This window comes from Dietzia sp. CH92, from assembly GCF_032248695.1.
Classification (GTDB): domain Bacteria; phylum Actinomycetota; class Actinomycetes; order Mycobacteriales; family Mycobacteriaceae; genus Dietzia.
On record NZ_JAVHXC010000003.1, the window covers coordinates 360,911 to 378,001 of the forward strand.

At 73.8% G+C, this 17,091-nt stretch carries 11 protein-coding genes and 1 tRNA gene; 2 read left to right on the forward strand and 10 right to left on the reverse strand.

Features of this window, described 5'->3' with window-relative positions:
• Window positions 1-9: 9 nt before the first annotated feature.
• The 3 genes from selB to RWK90_RS08110 form a co-directional block, all read right to left on the reverse strand.
• A complete protein-coding gene (gene selB / locus RWK90_RS08100) occupies window positions 10-1,773 on the reverse strand; it encodes a selenocysteine-specific translation elongation factor (RefSeq protein ID WP_314036598.1) in 1,764 nt (587 codons plus the stop codon).
• A complete protein-coding gene (gene selA / locus RWK90_RS08105; protein WP_314037104.1) occupies window positions 1,773-3,035 on the reverse strand; it encodes an L-seryl-tRNA(Sec) selenium transferase in 1,263 nt (420 codons plus the stop codon). The genes selB and selA overlap by 1 nt, the downstream gene beginning before the upstream one ends.
• A 164-nt stretch (window positions 3,036-3,199) precedes the next feature.
• Window positions 3,200-3,295: transfer RNA gene (locus RWK90_RS08110), tRNA-Sec, on the reverse strand.
• 72 nt (window positions 3,296-3,367) lie between these two features.
• Here RWK90_RS08110 and selD point away from each other — a divergent pair.
• Window positions 3,368-4,378, forward strand: a complete 1,011-nt coding sequence (gene selD, locus RWK90_RS08115; RefSeq protein WP_314036600.1) for a selenide, water dikinase SelD — start codon at window positions 3,368-3,370, stop codon at window positions 4,376-4,378.
• Window positions 4,379-4,607: 229 nt separating this feature from the next.
• Here selD and RWK90_RS08120 read toward each other — a convergent pair whose 3' ends face one another.
• From RWK90_RS08120 to RWK90_RS08145, 6 genes are all read right to left on the reverse strand, one after another.
• Window positions 4,608-5,807: a M20 family metallopeptidase gene (locus RWK90_RS08120; RefSeq protein WP_314036602.1), complete on the reverse strand. Its 1,200-nt coding sequence runs from the start codon at window positions 5,805-5,807 to the stop codon at window positions 4,608-4,610.
• Complete coding sequence (locus RWK90_RS08125) at window positions 5,779-7,662, reverse strand: prolyl oligopeptidase family serine peptidase (RefSeq protein ID WP_314036604.1); 1,884 nt, start codon at window positions 7,660-7,662, stop codon at window positions 5,779-5,781. Before RWK90_RS08125 ends, RWK90_RS08120 begins: the two co-directional genes overlap by 29 nt.
• Window positions 7,655-10,327, reverse strand: coding sequence for a glutamate-cysteine ligase family protein (locus RWK90_RS08130; RefSeq protein WP_314036606.1), 2,673 nt, complete (start codon window positions 10,325-10,327; stop codon window positions 7,655-7,657). Before RWK90_RS08130 ends, RWK90_RS08125 begins: the two co-directional genes overlap by 8 nt.
• 57 nt (window positions 10,328-10,384) lie before the next feature.
• The gene (locus tag RWK90_RS08135; protein ID WP_314036608.1) at window positions 10,385-12,997 is read right to left on the reverse strand and encodes a carboxylate--amine ligase/circularly permuted type 2 ATP-grasp protein; all 2,613 of its coding nucleotides are present in this window, start codon (window positions 12,995-12,997) and stop codon (window positions 10,385-10,387) included.
• 58 nt (window positions 12,998-13,055) lie between these two features.
• Window positions 13,056-13,880 carry a crotonase/enoyl-CoA hydratase family protein gene (locus RWK90_RS08140; protein ID WP_314036610.1) on the reverse strand — a complete coding sequence of 275 codons (825 nt, stop codon included), beginning with the start codon at window positions 13,878-13,880 and terminating at the stop codon, window positions 13,056-13,058.
• 409 nt (window positions 13,881-14,289) lie between these two features.
• On the reverse strand, window positions 14,290-15,273 hold the full coding sequence (locus tag RWK90_RS08145; protein WP_314036612.1) for an alpha/beta fold hydrolase: 984 nt from the start codon (window positions 15,271-15,273) through the stop codon (window positions 14,290-14,292).
• 125 nt (window positions 15,274-15,398) lie between these two features.
• On the opposite strand from RWK90_RS08145, the gene RWK90_RS08150 reads away from it, so the two are divergent.
• Complete coding sequence (locus RWK90_RS08150; RefSeq protein ID WP_314036614.1) at window positions 15,399-16,109, forward strand: GntR family transcriptional regulator; 711 nt, start codon at window positions 15,399-15,401, stop codon at window positions 16,107-16,109.
• A gap of 90 nt (window positions 16,110-16,199) precedes the next feature.
• Here RWK90_RS08150 and RWK90_RS08155 read toward each other — a convergent pair whose 3' ends face one another.
• Window positions 16,200-17,054 (reverse strand): oxygenase MpaB family protein, encoded by an 855-nt coding sequence (locus RWK90_RS08155; protein ID WP_314036616.1) that lies wholly within the window; start codon window positions 17,052-17,054, stop codon window positions 16,200-16,202.
• Between the last annotated feature and the right edge of the window lie 37 nt (window positions 17,055-17,091).

The following is a 17,091-nucleotide window of genomic DNA, read 5'->3' on the forward strand; positions in this document are numbered from 1 at the left end:
GGCGCCCGGTCAGAGCACCACGTGGCCGTCGTCGCCCTCGCGGCGGGTGAGCCCGCGCGCGGCGAGCGCCTCGAGCAGCGGCATCACCACGCGCCGCGAGGAGTCCAGGTGTGTCCGGGCCGTGCTCGGGGTGAACGGCTGTGGTAGCTGACGGAGCCGGCGCACCGCCTCGTCATAGACGTCCGGGCCCAGCCACACCCCGGACCCCAGTCCGGTGAGCAGTCCGGCGCGCTCGCACGCGGCCAGCTCGCGCGGCCCGAGGCCCAGCTCGGCGAGCTCGTCAGCGGTGGGTGCGTCGAACGGGGCGCCCCGCAGCCGCTCGGCCACCTGCTCCGCGGAGGCCCGGACGCGTTCGGGCAGCGTGGACCCGCCCCCGGCCGTCACCCGCCCGCCCTCTGCTCGCAGCGACGCGGCCGCGGGCTGCGCGAGTACCGCCTCCAACAGTGCGGCGTCCGGCAGGTCGAGGGCGCGACGCGCGGCCTCCGTGGGCAGCCCGGGCTCGAGGGGGTCGTCGCGGTCGTGCCCGCGGACGGCCTCGACCAGGCGTCCGGCCAGCGCGGCCGCCCACTCCGGGTCGATGAGCCACCCGCGGTATGCCTCGCGGGCCGGTGGCTCGGCGATGCCCCACGCCCGCAGGTCGTCGACGTGCGCGACACGGCGGCGACGCAGCTCCGACTCCACCTCCGGCGACTCGGGCACCTGCGCGAGCTCGTCCGCCCGCCGGCGGGCCGCCCCGCGGCGACGCAACTCCGGTGGCGCGGGGTCCAGGACGACGGCGCCCGAGGGGATCCGGTCCGCGCCCGGTTCGCGCAGGATCAGGCGGTCTCCGATCCGCATCGGCAGCGGTGCGGAGAGCGTCAACCGCGCGTGGCGCTCGTCGAGGGGCCGGACGCGTGCGGCCACCGCGGCGGAGCCGAGATGCACCATGATCTGCTCGGGCAGAGCATCGGTCCGCCCGTCGACCCGCACGTCGACGGTGTCGACCGCCCGCCAGCGGCCCGGCGCGACCAGGGTGCTGCCCCGCGGGACGTCGTCGGCGGCGACCCCGCGGAGGTTCACGGCCACTCGCGCCACCGCGGTCACCTCGTCCCGCGTGTGCCCGAGCGACTGCAGGCCACGCACGGTGACGCGCGGGCCCGACGGCCCGAGCTCGAGTGGGTCGCCCACGCGGATCGTGCCGGCGGGCAGGGTCCCGGTGACGACCGTGCCGGCGCCGCCGATCGTGAACGAGCGGTCCACCCACAGGCGCACGTCGGCGTCGGGGTCGGGCCGGGGCAGGAGCGAGCCGAGCTCGGCCAGCTCGGCGCGCAACCGGTCCATGCCCTCGCCCGTGACTGCGGAGACGCACACGGCCGGGATGGCGGCGAGCGGGGTCCCGGCGAGCGCCTCCCGGGCCTCCGCCAACGCGAGCTCCGGCTCCAGCAGGTCACTGCGGGTGATCACCAGGATCCCGTGCTGCACCCGCAGGGCCGCGAGCGCGTCGAGGTGCTCGGCGGACTGCGGCATCCAGCCGTCGTCGGCCGCCACGACGAACATCACCGCCGGCACCGGCCCCACCCCGGCGAGCATGTTCGGCACGAACCGCCGGTGCCCGGGTACGTCGACAAACGCGACGGTCCGGCCGTCGTCGAGGGTGGTCGAGGCGTAGCCGAGGTCGATCGTCAGCCCCCGGCGCCGTTCCTCCTCCCACCGGTCGGGCTCCTCGCCAGTGAGCGCGCGGACGAGCGTCGACTTACCGTGATCGACGTGCCCGGCGGTGGCCACGACGAACATCAGGCGAGCGCCCCCACGCGGAGCACGAGCGCCGCGAGCTCGTCGTCGTCACCCGGAGGCAACGCCCGCAAATCCAGGAGGCACCGGCCCTCGGTGACCCGCCCCAGGACGGCGGGGCGGCCGGCGCGCAGCGCGTCGGCGAAGGACTCCGGCAGGGCCACCGCAGCGCTCGGGAGCTCGATGCCCGGTGCACCGCCGCCGCCGACGGCCGCCACCGACCGCACCGCCCGCGCGTCGACCCCGGCCTCGCACAGACGGCCGGCGATGCGCTCGGCGCGCGACATCAGCGCGTCGGGGTCGGCCTCGAGCCCCGCCACGACGGGCGGGCGCGGTCCCCGCAGCGTCGCCTCGAGCGCGGCGAGCGTGAGCTTGTCGACCCGCAGCGCGCGGGCGAGCGGGTGGCGCCGCAGGCGGTGGACGAGCTCGGCGTCGCCGGCCAGGATCCCGGCCTGCGGCCCGCCGAGCAGCTTGTCACCGCTCGAGGTGACGAGGTCCGCGCCCGCCGCGAGCGTGGTGGTCATGTCCGGCTCGTCGGGCAGGGTCGGGTGCGGGGCGAGCAGGCCCGAGCCGATGTCCACCACCAGCGGCACGCCGAGATCGCGGAGGTCGGCGGGCGGGACGGACGAGGTGAAGCCGCTCACCACGAAGTTCGACGGGTGCACCTTGAGGACGAACGCGGTGGTGTCGTCGATCGCGCGGGCGTAGTCCTCGGCGGTGACGCGGTTGGTGGTGCCCACCTCCCGCAGGCGCGTGCCCGTGGACTCGAGCAGCTCGGGCAGGCGGAAGCCGTCGCCGATCTCGACCATCTCGCCGCGCGCGATGACGACCGTGCGCCCGGGCCCGCCGAGCGCGGTGACCACCAGCGCGAGGGCGGCCGCGCCGTTGTTCACCACGTGCACGTCACCGGCCGTCGGGACCGCCGCGCGCAGGGCGTCCAGTGTTCCGCGACCCCGCTTTCCGCGGCGTCCCGTCGCCAGGTCCAGCTCCACGTCGTTGGTCCCCGCCGCCTCGGCGAGCGCCCGCACCGCGGCCTCCGACAGGGGTGCGCGGCCGAGGTTCGTGTGCAGGAGGACCCCGCTGGCGTTGAGGACCCGCGTCAGGGTCACCGCGGCGGTGGGCAGGGCGGCGATGACGGCGTCGACGATGCCGCCCGCGTCGAGGCCACCCGAGCGGGCCCGCTGCTGCGCGCGCCGGATCTCGGCCTTCACCAGGTCGCGGCCCAGGTCGGCGATCGCGGGCGCGAGGCGGGGATCGCGGAGCAGGGCGTCGGTGGACGGGATGCGGCGGCGGGGATCGTCGGTGGCCGGAATCCGGCGGCGGGGATCGTCGGCCGCGGCTCGCGTCGGGCCCGCGGGCGGCTGCTCGGCGATCGTCGCTCCCCTTCCCTGTGGTGGCCGCGCTCGGCGGCTCGTACATCAGACGGTTGTGGCGGAGGCGGACGGGAATCGAACCCGCCTGACCGAGATACTCGGCCACGTCGGTTTTGAAGACCGCGGGGACCACCAGGTGCCCGGACGCCTCCCTGCCCACACGAGGGTAGGCGTTCCGCGCCGCCCGCGCCCACCGATGCTCCCGCGTGGTTAGGGTCGGGGCCATGGCCATCGACCCCGCACCGCCCACCGCCCGGCTGACCTCGTACGCGCACGGGGGCGGCTGCGCCTGCAAGATCCCGCCCGGCGCGCTGGAGAACGTCGTCTCCGGACTCGTCGGCGCCCCGGTGCACGACCCGGCGGCGGAACTCATCGTGGGGCTCGACGACGGCGACGACGCCGCGGCAGTACGGATCTCCGGCGGGCGGGCCGTCATCAGCACCGCCGACTTCTTCACCCCGGTCGTCGACGACCCGTACGACTGGGGCCGGATCGCCGCCGCCAACGCCCTGTCCGACGTCTACGCGATGGGCGGCACCCCGATCGTGGCGATCAACCTGCTGTGCTGGCCGATGGACGTGCTGCCGTACGAGATGGCCGGCGAGGTGCTGCGCGGCGCCCAGGACGTCGCCGGGGCGGCCGGCTGCCACGTGGCCGGCGGGCACAGCGTGGACGACCCGGAGCCCAAGTACGGCATGGCCGTCACCGGCATCGCGGACCCGGCTCGCCTCCTACGCAACGACGCGGGCCGGGCCGGCGTGCCACTCTCGCTGACCAAGCCGCTGGGGATCGGCGTGCTCAACAGTCGGCACAAGAACACCGGCGAGGGGAGCGCCGAGGCGATCGAGACGATGACCCGACTCAACGACGTCGCCTCCCGGCAGGCCCTCGAGGCGGGCGTGGAGTGCGCGACCGACGTCACCGGGTTCGGACTCCTCGGCCACCTCTACAAGATGGCCCGCGCCAGCGGGGTGTCGGCGGTGATCGACTCGGCCGCGGTGCCCTATCTGGAGGGCGCGCGGCAGGCTCTCGCCGACGGATTCGTCAGCGGCGGGACGCGCCGCAACCTGGACTGGGTGCGCCCGCACCTCGACGCAGGGGTGGGCGAGGACGAACTGCTGCTGCTCGCCGACGCCCAGACCTCCGGCGGTCTGCTGGTGGCCGGCGAGATCCCGGGCGCCCCGGTGATCGGTGAGCTCGTCCCCGCCGGAGACGCGGCCATCACCATCCGCTGACGTGGCGGGCGCAGAGGGCGCAGAGGGCGCGTAAGTCCCGCCGGATGCGCTGCCCCGCTGTCCTACGCTGCGGGAATGGTCCTACCGGGCAGCGCAACCGGGCCGGAACCGGGCATTCTCCCAGCGCGAGCCGGCAGCGCAGCGTAAGTGCAGTCACCCGCGCTGCCGGAATGCTCGGCGGGGGGGCGGAGAGCGGCCGGGCACCCCGGCCGGGCCGGGCGCGAGCGCGTCAGGCGTCGCGGTCGAGGCGGGCGAACTCGTCGAAGATGCGCGCGCCGTGGAGCAGCGCCCGCTCGTCGAGCACGAAGCCCGGGTGGTGCAGGTCCGTCTCGTCCCCCTCGCCGTCCCAGACGCCCAGCCGCAGGTACACGCCCGGGATCTCCTCGGTGTACCAGGCGAAGTCCTCGCCGCCGCTGGACTGGTCGGCCGTGCCCACGCCCTCCGGACCGAGCACGGCCTCGACCGCGCGGGCCGCGAGCTCGGCGCACTCGTCGTCGTTGACCACGGGCGGGACGCCCTGCACGTAGTCGACCTCGGCCCGCACGCCGTACAGCGCGGCCAGGTGCTCGATCGCGTCGCGGACGAGCGGCTCGGCGGTGGCCCAGACGTCGCGGTCGGCGCTGCGGAGGGTGCCCCACAGCTCACCCGAGTCCGGGATGACGTTCGGCGCCGACCCACCGGCCTTGATCGACCCCCAGGTGAGGACCGTGCCGGAGCGGGGATCGATACGCCGGTCGATCACGCCGTTCAGACCCAGGACGATCTGCGCGAGCGCGTGGACGGTGTCCTGCGTCTCGTGGGGCCGCGCCGTGTGACCGCCGGCCGAGTGGACGTGCACGCCGATCTTGGCGTTGGACGAGGTGATCGGCCCGCCGGTGACGCCGACCTCGCCGACGTGGCGATGGGGGTCGCAGTGCAGCGCGATGATCCGGTCGACGCCCTCGACCACGCCCTCCTCGACGCAGGTCTTGGCGCCGCCGGGCATGGTCTCCTCGGCGGGCTGGAAGATGAGGCGGACCGGGCGCGGTGGCGGGTCGGCGACCAACATCTCGGCGGCACCGAGCAGCATCGCGGTGTGCCCGTCATGGCCGCAGGTGTGGCTCACGCCCTCGACCTCGGACGCGAACGACTCCCCCGACTCCTCGGCCATGGGCAGGGCGTCGATGTCGGCGCGGAGCGCGACGACGTCCTTCGCGGTGGCGCCGTCGGCCGCCGGCACGTCACACCACAGGCCCGTGCCCAGCTCGAACTCGCGGGGCTTCAGCCCCATCCCGCGGAGCTGCTCGGCGATGTAGGCCGTGGTCTGCTCCTCCTCGAACGACAGCTCGGGGTGCGTGTGGATGTGGCGTCGCCACTGCACCAGCCGGTCCTCGAGACCGCTCGGGTCCCGCTTCTCGTTCTCACTCCCGGTCTTTCCGCGTCCGAACATCGAACACCTCCTGACAGAACTGGACCACCCGGTCGCCGAGCAGCTGCCGGTTGGCCAATTTCACGAATTCATGACCTTCGTCCTCGAAGATCAGCACGTCCACCGGTACGTCCCGCGCCCGCAGCGCCTCGGCCGCCTGTTCGCTCTCGCTGGGCGGGACGTTGGTGTCGTGGGCACCGTGGACGAACAGCATCGGCACCTCGACCCGGTAGAACCGGCGCAGTGGCGAGACCTCCTTGAGCAGCTCCTGCTCCTGGAGGGGATTGCCGTACTTGGGGTAGGCGGCCGCCGCGACCCACGGTTCGGTGTCGCGGTAGAAGGTCCGTATGTCGCTCATCCCGCACGCCGCGATCCCGCCGCACCAGCGACCCGCGTGGCGGACGAGGGTGGCGTTGACGAGGTACCCGCCGTAGGAGCGCCCGGCCACGATCACGTGGTCCGGGTCGGCGATGCCCTCGTCCACCAGGTGCAGCAGCGCGTCCTCGACGTCGTCGATGGCGGCGAAGCGCCCGTAACGGTCGTCGGCGTGGCTGAAGAAGCGACCCGACCCGGTGGAGCCGCGGACGTTGGGGGCGAAGAACGTCACCCCGATGTCGAGCAGCCGGCGGGCGATGTCATTGAACCCGGGGCGCGACTGCCCCTCCGGTCCGCCGTGCAGGTAGACCACGGTGGGGGCGGGTTCGCCCTCCGGCGCGGCACGGTACAGCCACCCGCTCATCTCGAGGCCGTCGCGGGCGGTGAACGTCACCGACTCGGGCGCAGGGTCGGGCTTGTGGGGGCCGCGTCCGGTCCAGCGGCCGGCGGCGACGTCGTACATGACCACGCGTGGCGGCTCGTCGAGGCTCTCGACCGTCACCGCGAGCAGCCGACCGTCCGCGGTGATGGTGGGCGAGGTGGCGACCACGTCGGGAAGGGGCGGCCGGGCGATCACGCGGGGCCGGTCGGACGTGATGTCGAGGACCTCCAGCTCGGAGAGGCCGTCGCGGACGTTCCACAGCAGCACGGCCGTCGACCGGTCCAGGCTCACCTCGACGGTGTCGAGGTCGGCGTCGTCGCGGTAGGACAGCGGCCACGACGTGGTGCCGTCCTCGCCGGCCTCCACGGCGAGCAGGCCCGTCCGCTCGGCGGAGTGGTCGCTGCGGACCACCATGCGCATCGGCCGATCCGGTCCGCCGGCGTCGAGGATGACCCCGGCGTCGGTCGTGGACCCGGTGTCGACCGGGAGCAGCGGCCACCACCGGCCGTCCGGGACGATCCGGAGCAGCTCGCGGATGCCGCGGGCGCCCACCCGGAACAGGGCCGCCCCGTCGCGGGCGTGGACGAGCGCCCCGCCCATCCGCCGGTCCACGACCGTGCTCTCCCCCGACTCGGGGTCCACGAGGCGGCCCTCGGCGACGCCCTCGGAGTCGAACGCCGTCACGGCCAGCAGCTCGCCGTCCCAGCACACGATCTGCACCGTCGCGTCGCCCCAGGTGTCCACGGCGTGGGCGCTGTGATCGTCGGGGTCGGTGGTGACGAGGAAGATCCGCTCACGTTCACCGCCACCGGGGGCGACCTCGCAGGCCAGCCACCTGCCGTTGGGCGAGTACGCGACCTTGCGGACCGGGCCGTCGATCGGCAGCACCACGTCCCGCTCGGGGCCGGCGCCATCCAGCCCGCCCGGCCCGAGCGGCCGCTGCACCGCTCGCGGGTAGCCGGTCCGTTCGGTGACCACGAACGCCAGCATCGACCCGTCGGGCGACAGGCACGGCGACGACGTGTGCCGGATGTACCCCGGCCCGCCGGCGGCGTCCACGGGCGCCCCCGCGACGTCCAGGGATTCTCGTTCCTCTGTGATCTCGGTGATGTCAGGCACGGTGGATCCAGGTGTCCTTTCCTCCCCCTCCGCTGGAGGCGTTGACCACCATCGTGCCCGCGGGGGCCACGCGTGTCATGGCCACCGGCGGCGCCTCGGCGAGGATCTCCCCGGCCGATCCGCGGCTGAGCATGACGAACGCCCGCATGTCGACGTGGCGCCGCTGCAGCTCGTGCCCGTCGAACGTCGGCAGCGTGGACAGGGCCTGCACCTCCTGCGCCACGAACCGCGCACCGTCGCGGCGCAGCTCGTCGCGCCGCTCGTCGAGCTCGCGGGGCGAACACTCCGGGCCAACAGTGATCCCCGACCCGCCGTACCCGTCGATGGGCTTGACCACGAGCTCGCCGAGCCGGTCGAGCACCTGGCGGCGCTGCTCGGGGTCGGAGCACAGGTAGGTGTCGACCTGGCCGATCAGGGGCTTCTCGCCCAGATAGAAGTCGATGATCTGCGGGACGCGCGCGTAAATGGCCTTGTCGTCGGCCGCCCCGTTGCCCGGTGCGTTCACCACCGCCACGGCCTGCTCCGCCATCGCGCCGAGCAGCCCACGGCGCAGGCGTACACCGTCCGCGCCTTCAGACGACAGCAGCATCTCCTCGTCCATACGGACGTAGAGGACGTCGACGGGGTGGCGGCCCTCGTCGTCGTCGCCGAAGACCTTCCCGTCCGCGACCACCAGGCGATCCGGGGTCACCACCACGGCCCCCACCACCTCCGCGGCGTGGATGATGTCGAACGCCTGCAGCTCGTCCTCGGCGACCACCACGGCGATCCGGGGATCCTCCACCCCCTCCGGCGCGGCCGCCCGCAGGGTGCGGCCCAGGATCTCCAGACCCTCGCGCGGGTCGTGGACCTCCGAGCGCGCGCCGAACTCGGGGTACCCCTCGGTGATGCGGTCACGCAGCGCGACGGCCATCGCCAGACCGCCCGGCATGCGCAGGTTGTCCTCCAGGACGATCCACTCGCCCGGCCCCGTCGAGACCAGGTCGGCGCCACACACCGGGGCGTGCAGCACGCCCTCGGGCACCGCGCGGCCCGTGGGCCGGAAACCGGGCGCCCGCTCGAGCGCATCGGGCGGGACGATCCCCGCGCGCGTGATCTCGCTCGGGCCGTAGATGTCCTGGAGGAACATCTCCATCGCACGGGCGCGCTGCTCGAGCCCCGCGGAGATGCGGCTCCACTGGTCGGCGGGCACGATGCGCGGCACGGCGTCCAGCGGGAAGACCTGCGGCTCGTCGTGGCCGTACACCTTGAGCGTGATGCCGAGGTCGCGCAGGCGGTCGTCGACGTCGGCCTTGCGGTCGCACAGGGTCTCGGGGCCGAGGTCGGAGACGGCCTTGAGCACGTCCACGTACTCGGGCCGCGGCGCGCCGTCGGCGGTGATCGCCTCGTCGTGGACGTCCTCGGTGACGGCCTCGCCGAGCGGCGAGTACGCGGACAGCATGGAGCGCATGCCGCGGTCGTCGGAGATCGCGCGCGGTCGCAACCGGCCCGAGGTCTCGGCGAGCAGCACGGACACCACGTCCCGCCGCCGACCGCGACGGCGGTGCGCGGCGCGCTGCCGGGCGGCCGAGGTGCCGGTCGCGCGGACCCCGTCGAGCAGGTCGCGCACGAGCTCCGCCTCGCCGGTGGCCTCGATGTGCGACTCGAGGTCGGCGACCAGGTCCACGAGGACCTCGGTGGCGGGCCGGGGCGCCCCGCTGACCACGTCCACGAGGTCACCCTCGAGGCCGGACCGCGCCGCGCGCCAGAACGCCGCGTCCAGCACGGCCGGCGAGGGGTCGTCCCAGGGGCCGGCGCCGTCGGCGCGCTCGGCCAGGAGGGTGTCGACCGTCGCGCGGAACAGAGCGGCGACGACGACGAGGGTGTCCACCGTGCTGCAGGAGTCGCACGCCCGGAATTCCACCCCGGCGCCGTCCCGGGACGGGCGGATGTCGATCTCGATCGCCTCCCGGCCCGGCACGACACCGGTACCGACGAGCTCGTCCTCGGCCGCGAGCAGGCCCTCGGCGGTGTCGGTGGCGAACGCCGTGACGTGGGCGGGCGACCAGCGGGCCTCGAAGGTCCGCGTGGAGGCGTAGCCGGAGTCGGTGCCGTCCGCCCAGTAGGGCGAGCTCGCGCTCATGGCCAGCAGCGTGGGGGCCACCGCGACCGCCCGGCGCGCGACGTACTGGGCCTCGTCCGCGTCGGCGACCTCGACCACCACGGAGAAGCGGGCGGCCGCGCGGGTCTGCGACTCCCGGCCGGGGCCGGGGTGGAAGTCGCCGGGGCCGGGGTCGAACTCGACGCCCGGGGAGGCCAGCGAGCCCGCGGCGACGATCCCCGCGTGGGACCTCTCCGCGGCCTCGCCGAGGGTCCGGCGGTTGCGCCGGATCGCCTCGGCGAGGTCGTCGAGCCGCGTGTGCGCGCCCGCGTCGGACACCAGGAGAGCACCGTGGTGTGCGGACGACACGGGGCTCGCGCCGCCGTCAGCGGTGCCGGCGGAGTCGGCGGTGCCGGCGCTGTCGGCGCTGTCGGCGCTGTCGGCGCTGTCGGCGCTGTCGGCGCTGTCGGCGCTGTCGGCGAGGGTGGCGAGCACCTCGGGCGCGCGGCGCACCGGTCGTCGGGTCCGGAGGTCGACGAGGTGGAGTTCCTCCTCGACCCTGATCCATCGTTGTCGCTGGGTCATTGTTCCCACGCTAAGGGAGCCGGTCGGGGCGTGCACCCGCGCGCGAGCGGCGCCTGATCAGCGCGGGTCGCGGTCCGCTCGCGCGGGTGGGCGCAGGATCCACGTGTCCTTGCCGCCGCCGCCCCGCGAGGAGTTGACGATCATCGACCCCGCCGGCGCCACCCGCGTCAGCCCCGCCGGGACCGCATGCGCGGTGGTCCGGCCCCCTTCGCGGCGGAGGTGCGCGAACGCCCGCAGGTCCACGTGGCGCCGCTGCATCTCGCGGCCGTCGAAGGTCGGCAGCGTCGACAGGGACACCACGTCCTGGGCGATGTACCGCTCCGGTCGGGCCAGCAGGTCCTCGCGCCGCTCGGCGAGCTCGGCCTCGGTGCACTCGGGTCCGATCGTGATGCCCGCCCCGCCGTACCCGTCGATGGGCTTGACCACCATCTCGGCGAGCCGGTCGAGCACGTGGTCCCGCTGGGTCCGGTCCGCGCAGAGGAACGTGGGGACCTGGTCGAGGATCGGGGTCTCGCCGAGGTAGAAGTCGATCATCTCCGGCACCGCGGCGTAGATCGCCTTGTCGTCGGCCACCCCGTTGCCCAGCGCGTTGGCCACGGTGAGCCGACCCGCGAACAACGCCTCGAGAAGCCCGTCGCGGAGCGGCACCCCGTCGAAGCCGGGCGAGGACAGCAGCATGTCCTCGTCGATGCGCGCGTAGACCACGTCGATCCGGTGCAGTCCGCCCCGGTCCCGGCGGTGCAGGATGCCGTCGACGAACGCGACCTTGTCGGGCGTGACCAGGGGGAGCCCGGCCCGTTCGGCGATGAGCCGGTGCTCGAACCACGCGGAGTCCGTGGATCCGGACGAGAGCAGCACCACCGCGGGCTCGTCCCCGGCCGCGGGGGGCGCGGCCGCCTGCAGGGTCTGCCTGATCATGGGGAACGCCTCGTCGGGCGAGTAGAGGTCGTACCCGTCCATGAGGTCGCCGAACAGCGTCGTGGTCATCTCCCGGTGGGCGTGGGAGAACGCGATTCCCGAGGGCACCCGCACGTTGTCCTCGAGGACGAGCCATCGGCCGTCGTCCGCGCACACCAGGTCGACGCCGCTGATGTGGGCGCGGATCCGGCCCGGTCTCACCACCCGCCCGGTGCTGCGGTAGCCGGGTGCGCGGTCCAACGCCTCCGGCGCGAGGCGCCCGGCCGCGACGATCGCCTGGTCGCCGTAGACGTCGTTGAGGAACGCGTCCACCGCCCTCGCGCGCTGCTCGACGCCCGCGGCCAGCCGCTCCCACACCGCCGAGGTGATGATCCTGGGCAGGAAGTCCATCGGGAAGACGTGCGGCCGGTCCTCCCCGGTCACCCGGAACGTCACCCCGGCCACCGCGGCCTCCTGCTCGGCCCGGATCTGCCGTGCCCGCAGCCGCACCGTCCCCAACCGCTCGAGACGCTCGACGACGCGCGCGTACTCGGGGCGCACCCCGCCGTCGGCGCCGACCGCCTCGTCCCAGCTCGGATCCAGGTCGAGCCCGTCGAGCGGCAGGTAGACGCCGAACAGGCGGCCGCGCGCCTCCGACATCGGGGACCGCGTGCCGGTGCTGCCGCCGGTCTCGGCGACGAGGAGGTCCACCACGTCGACCGGGCGGGTCCGACGCCGCAACACCTGCCGCTGCCGGTAGGCGCTACTGCCGTTGTAGAGGGCGTCGTCCAGCAGCTCGCGGGCCAGGTCGAGGTCGCCGGACGCGGCCAGCTCGTCCTCGAGGGAGGTCACGAGGTCGGTGAGGACGTCGGCCGCGGGGCGCGGACGGGCGGTCCCCGGGTCGACCAGGTCGCCCTCGAGTCCGGAGCGCGCCGCCCGCCACATCGCCGCCCGTAGCGAGGTGTCCGCCGGCGCCCCGGTGTGCGCGCCCCGGTCGAGCGCCGCCGACTCCCTGTTCACCAGGGCCCGGAACAGGACCGCCACGAGCACGGCGGTGTCCGCGATCGGGCTCGAGTCGCAGGCAGTCAGCTCGACGGTCCGCCCGTCCCGCCCGGGTTGTACACCGAAGCGGACCATCGACGCGTCCGCGACCACCCCGCTGGCCACCAGACCGTCGACCAACGCGTCGTACTCCTCCGCCGAGCAGACCCCCGCCACCGGGGCGATGGTCGGCCACCGCGACGCGGCCGTGGAGCGGTAGCTGGCGTACTCGGAGTCCGACCCGTCCCGCAAAAACGGTGAGCTCGCGGTGAGCGCCAGGAACGCGGGCAGGTGCGCCGAGGTGCGGCAGGCCACCTGCACCGCCCGGTCGCGATCGGCGACCTCCACTCGTACGCCGGTGCTGCAGTAGACCTGGTCGCGGACCAGATACTCGTAGTCCGCGAGCAGCCGACGGAACCGCAGGGTCTCGTTCTCCAGGGAGGATGTCGGGGGGCCGAGCGGCAGCGCGCCCGCGGCGACCACGGCCAGCCCCGCCTTCTCCGCGGCGTCCCGGAGATCACCGCGCAGCCGGCGCATCTCGGCGCGGAGCCCGGCCGCCGAGGTCGTCTCCGGGGTGAGCGACCGCACCACCGAGCTCTCCACCTCGACCACGCGGTGGTCTGCGGGCAGGCGGGCGATGAGTCCCCCGGCGCGGGGGGCGAGCTCGCGGGTGGCGGCGTCGAGGACGTGGAGGTCCTCCTCGATCACGATCGTCCGGCCGGCGGGGCTCATGGAGAAACGGTAATACCGCTCCGCCCGGGGCACATCCGGTCCGGCTGCGGGGGGCGGCTCAGCGCGCCTTCCACACGGGGGCGCGCTTCTCGGCGAACGCCCGCGGGCCCTCGGCCGCGTCCTCCGAGGTCATCACCGTGATCATCTCGGTGTCGCTGACCTTCCAGCGCTCGGCCTCCGACGGACGGGCGCCGTCGGAGATCCCCAGCGCGACGCGCTTGGTGCCCTGGACGGCCAGCGGCGCGTTGGCGGCGATCGTCGCGGCCAGCTCGAGAGCCTCGTCGAGCAGCCGGTCGGCGGGGACGACGCGGTTGACGAGGTGCAGGTCCAGCGCCCGGTCGGCGGAGATCGGTTCGCCCGTCAGCAGCATCTCCATGGCCACGCGGTGCGGCAGCTGGGCGGGGAGACGGAACGCCCCGCCCGCCGCGGCGATGAGTCCGCGCTTGACCTCGGGCAGGCCGAAGACGGCGTGCTCGGCGGCCACCACGAGGTCGCAGGCCAGCGCGATCTCGCAACCCCCGCCGAGGGCGGTGCCGTTGACGGCGGCGATCACCGGGACGGACACGTAGTGCTGCATCATCCCGGCGAAGCCCCACTCGCGGTTCTCGGCGGGGAAGATGTCCTCGCCCCGGGAGATGGCCTTGAGGTCGGCTCCCGCGCAGAACGACTGATCGCCCGCGCCGGTGATGACGACGGCGCGGATCTCGGGGTCGGTGTCGGCCTCGTGCAGGGCCCGGCCGAGCAGGGTGCTCACCTCGCCGTTGACGGCGTTGCGGGCCTCGGGGCGGTCGAGGGTCGCGATGAGGACGTGATCGCGTCGCTCGGTGCGGACGGCGGGGCGGGTCTCGGACATAGCGGAGTCGGGCACAGCGGAGTCGGTCATGCGCCCAGTCTCGCCCGGCCGCGCCGCTCGTGGGCCGTCTTTCCGCTCCTGCGCGGCGGCCTCCCGGTTCCTCGCCGGCGCTCGTGGGCGGGGCGGCGCGTGATCCCGCCGGTCAGCCCTCGCGCCCGGTGCCCGGCGGTCATTCCGCCAGCGGGAGTCCGCTCACCTACGCTGCCGACCTGACCCATGCTGCGTTGCTGGTCCACCTCCCCAGCGCAACCGGCCTCGAGACGTACATGCACCCAGCGCGGGTCAGCGAGGCAGCGCGACCGGCGGCACATGCGCTGCAGGGATGACCGCGGCGGGCGGGTCCGCGAGACGGTCGCGCCGCCCGGCCGGGCGGGTGCGCCGGGTGGGCGCTCCACCCGGGCCGAGCGGGTGCGCGGGGTGGGCCGAGCCGGCCCGCGGGTCAGCTGTGCAGCGGCGTGATCGGCGGGACGAACACACAGCCCACGGGCCGCGGGTTCTCCGGGTCCAACGCGTTCAGTACGAGGTCGCGGGCCACCGGGTCGGTGACGATCGAGACGTGTTCCGAGTAGTCCTGCGCGCAGAAGTCCTGCACGATGTGGTTCTCCGCGTTGGGCCCCTCGACGAGACCGCTGGCGAACGGCGTGACGATCTCGTCGTACCGCGTCAGGATGTTCGTGTACTGCACATCCGGGTGGTACGGCGTGCCCGTGCGCCACAGGTCGTGGAAGAACTGGCTGCCCGCGAGCACCTGGTTGCACGCACCGCAGCCGACGGTCCGGAAGAAGTGCTCGACCTCATCGCGGACGCCGATCTGGCCGAACAGGTCGAACGCCTGGGAGATGAAGAACGCCGTGCTGCCCCGCCACACCGAACCGAGGCCGACGTAGTTCTCCACGAACTCGTGCCCGCCCAGCTCGTTCACGTACACCGCCGGCATGAGCGTGCCCTGCGAATGCCCCACCAGGTCGACCTTGTCCGCGCCCGTCGCCTCACGCACGCGGTCCACGAACACCGCGAGCTCGGCCGCACCCTCCTCCATCGTGCGCGTCCCGCCCAGTGCGCTGAGCGGCCACGGCGCCTGCGGGTGCGCGGCATACGTCAGGGCGAACACGCAGTAGCCCTCGTTGGCCAGCGACGGCGCCAGGTACGCCCAGTTGTCCTGTCGGTTGAGGAACGTGCCGTGGACGAGGATCACCGGACGCGGACGTGCCTCGGTGAGCTCGCAGTCCCAGTCGTTCGTGGCCGGGTGCTCGCCGAGCGGGTTCTGGACCTCGGCGCGCAGACCGTCGACGAACGACGCGGGCACGGGATGGGGGCCACCGGCCGTCGGCGCCGGCGCGGTGCCGGGCTGCGCCACCGCGGCGGAGGGGACTACGACGAGCGATACCATCGCCAGGATCAGAGCGGTCACGAGATGTTTCACGTGAATCCCTTCGGCGGGGCGGCGCGCGCACCCCTGCCGAGGTATGGTGAGCCGCTACGGATATATTTGATTTGAATTATCGAGTACGGGCGCCCACGGTGGGTGCTCCTCCTTGAAGAAACGAGGTGGCGGACTTGGCCCCCACACGACTCGCGCAGCGTCCGCAGCTCTCCGAGGAGGTCGCCGACCACGTCCGGACGCTCATCATGAGTGGCGAGGTCCGCCCGGGCGACTTCATCCGCCTCGACGAGACCGCCGCCGCCCTCGGCGTGAGCGTGACCCCCGTCCGCGAGGCCCTGCTCACCCTGCGGGGCGAAGGCCTGGTCGATCTCGTACCGCGACGCGGCTACCTCGTCTCCCCCATGAGCCGTCAGGACATCGAGGACATCTTCTGGCTGCAGGCCGAGCTGTCCAAGCGGATCGTCGACCGGGCCATCACCCGCTACGACGACGCGGCGCTCGAAGCCCACGCGCGCCTCATCGACGACTTCGAGGCGGCGTCCGCGGCCGGACACGCCGACGGCGTGGTCCACGCCCAGTACGCGATCCACCGGGCCATCAACCGGGTGTCCCGATCGGACAAGCTCTCGAGATTCCTCTCCAACGCCGCCCGCTACATGCCGTACCGCCTCTACGCCGAGGACCCCGAATGGCGCGCGGGCGCCCTCGTCGACCACCGGCGCATGCTGCAGGCCCTCCGTGACAAGGACCTCGACACCGCCCACGCCGTGGTCGACGGCGAGTTCAGCAACGGCGCCCGGCTGCTCGTCGCCCACCTCGAACGCGCCGGGGTCTGGGACGAGGCCCGCGAGCCGGAGCTCGCCGCCGAGGCCTGACCCCACGCAAGGGCCCGACCCCGCCGGTTCCGCCGGACACGGGGACGGGCCCGGGCACCGGTCACCCGGCCCGGGCCCACCTCGTCGTCGTCACATCAACGGACGACCGGTCGTCAACCGCCACCTCAGGTCCCACAGCAACAGCCGGTAGGTGATCGTCCGCACCGGCTCGGGCAACAGCCCGTTGAGCCGCGCCGTCACGGCCAGGAACGCCTCGAAGCGTCGCTGGTCCCGCGGTGTCCACGGCAGGCCCAGCTCGTCCCGGAACTCACGGTGCAGGAAACCCGTGGTGACCCACCTGGCCGCCCGGCCGAACAGCAGCGTCGCCGGCTGGGGCAGCATCCTCAGCTCCGTCAGGCCCACCAGGTGCTCGCGGACGGGCTCGTCGAAGCGGATCCGCGACATGCCCTCCCGCCAGTACTCGTCGAAGTCCGCGCGGGTCGCCGGCCACTGCTCGGGCCGCACCTGCAACGTGGTGCCCAGGGTCGGCGCGGAGGCGTAGAAGGCCTCGCGATCCGCGTCCGACATGGGCCCGTGCAGCCACTCGAAGACGTCCTCGAAACCGATGTACAGGCACGCGGCCACCCACATCTGCAGCTTCGGGTCGAGCGCGCTGTACTTCACACGGCTCTCCGGCGTCGAGTGGACCCGCCGGTGGATCCGCGTCACCTCCTCGCGGTAGATCCGCTTGTCCTCGTCCGTGCCCAGCGTCGCCACCGCGAGATACTGGAACGTCGTACGCGCCCGCTTCAGGGGCCGCTTGTAGACGTTTCCCGTGTCCACGCGGCTCTCGCGCACACCCCACCCGACCTCCGGCCAGGACAGCTGCATGATCACGTTGGCCACCCCGCTGGCCGCGCCGAGGGAGTCGACGGCATCGGTCAACGTCGGCGGGGACGTGCGCGCCACGGCGGGCGCGGGATTGCGGTGCAGTTCGGTGATCACTACTCGCCTTCCGGGCAGGTGTCGGATGAGGTGCGCG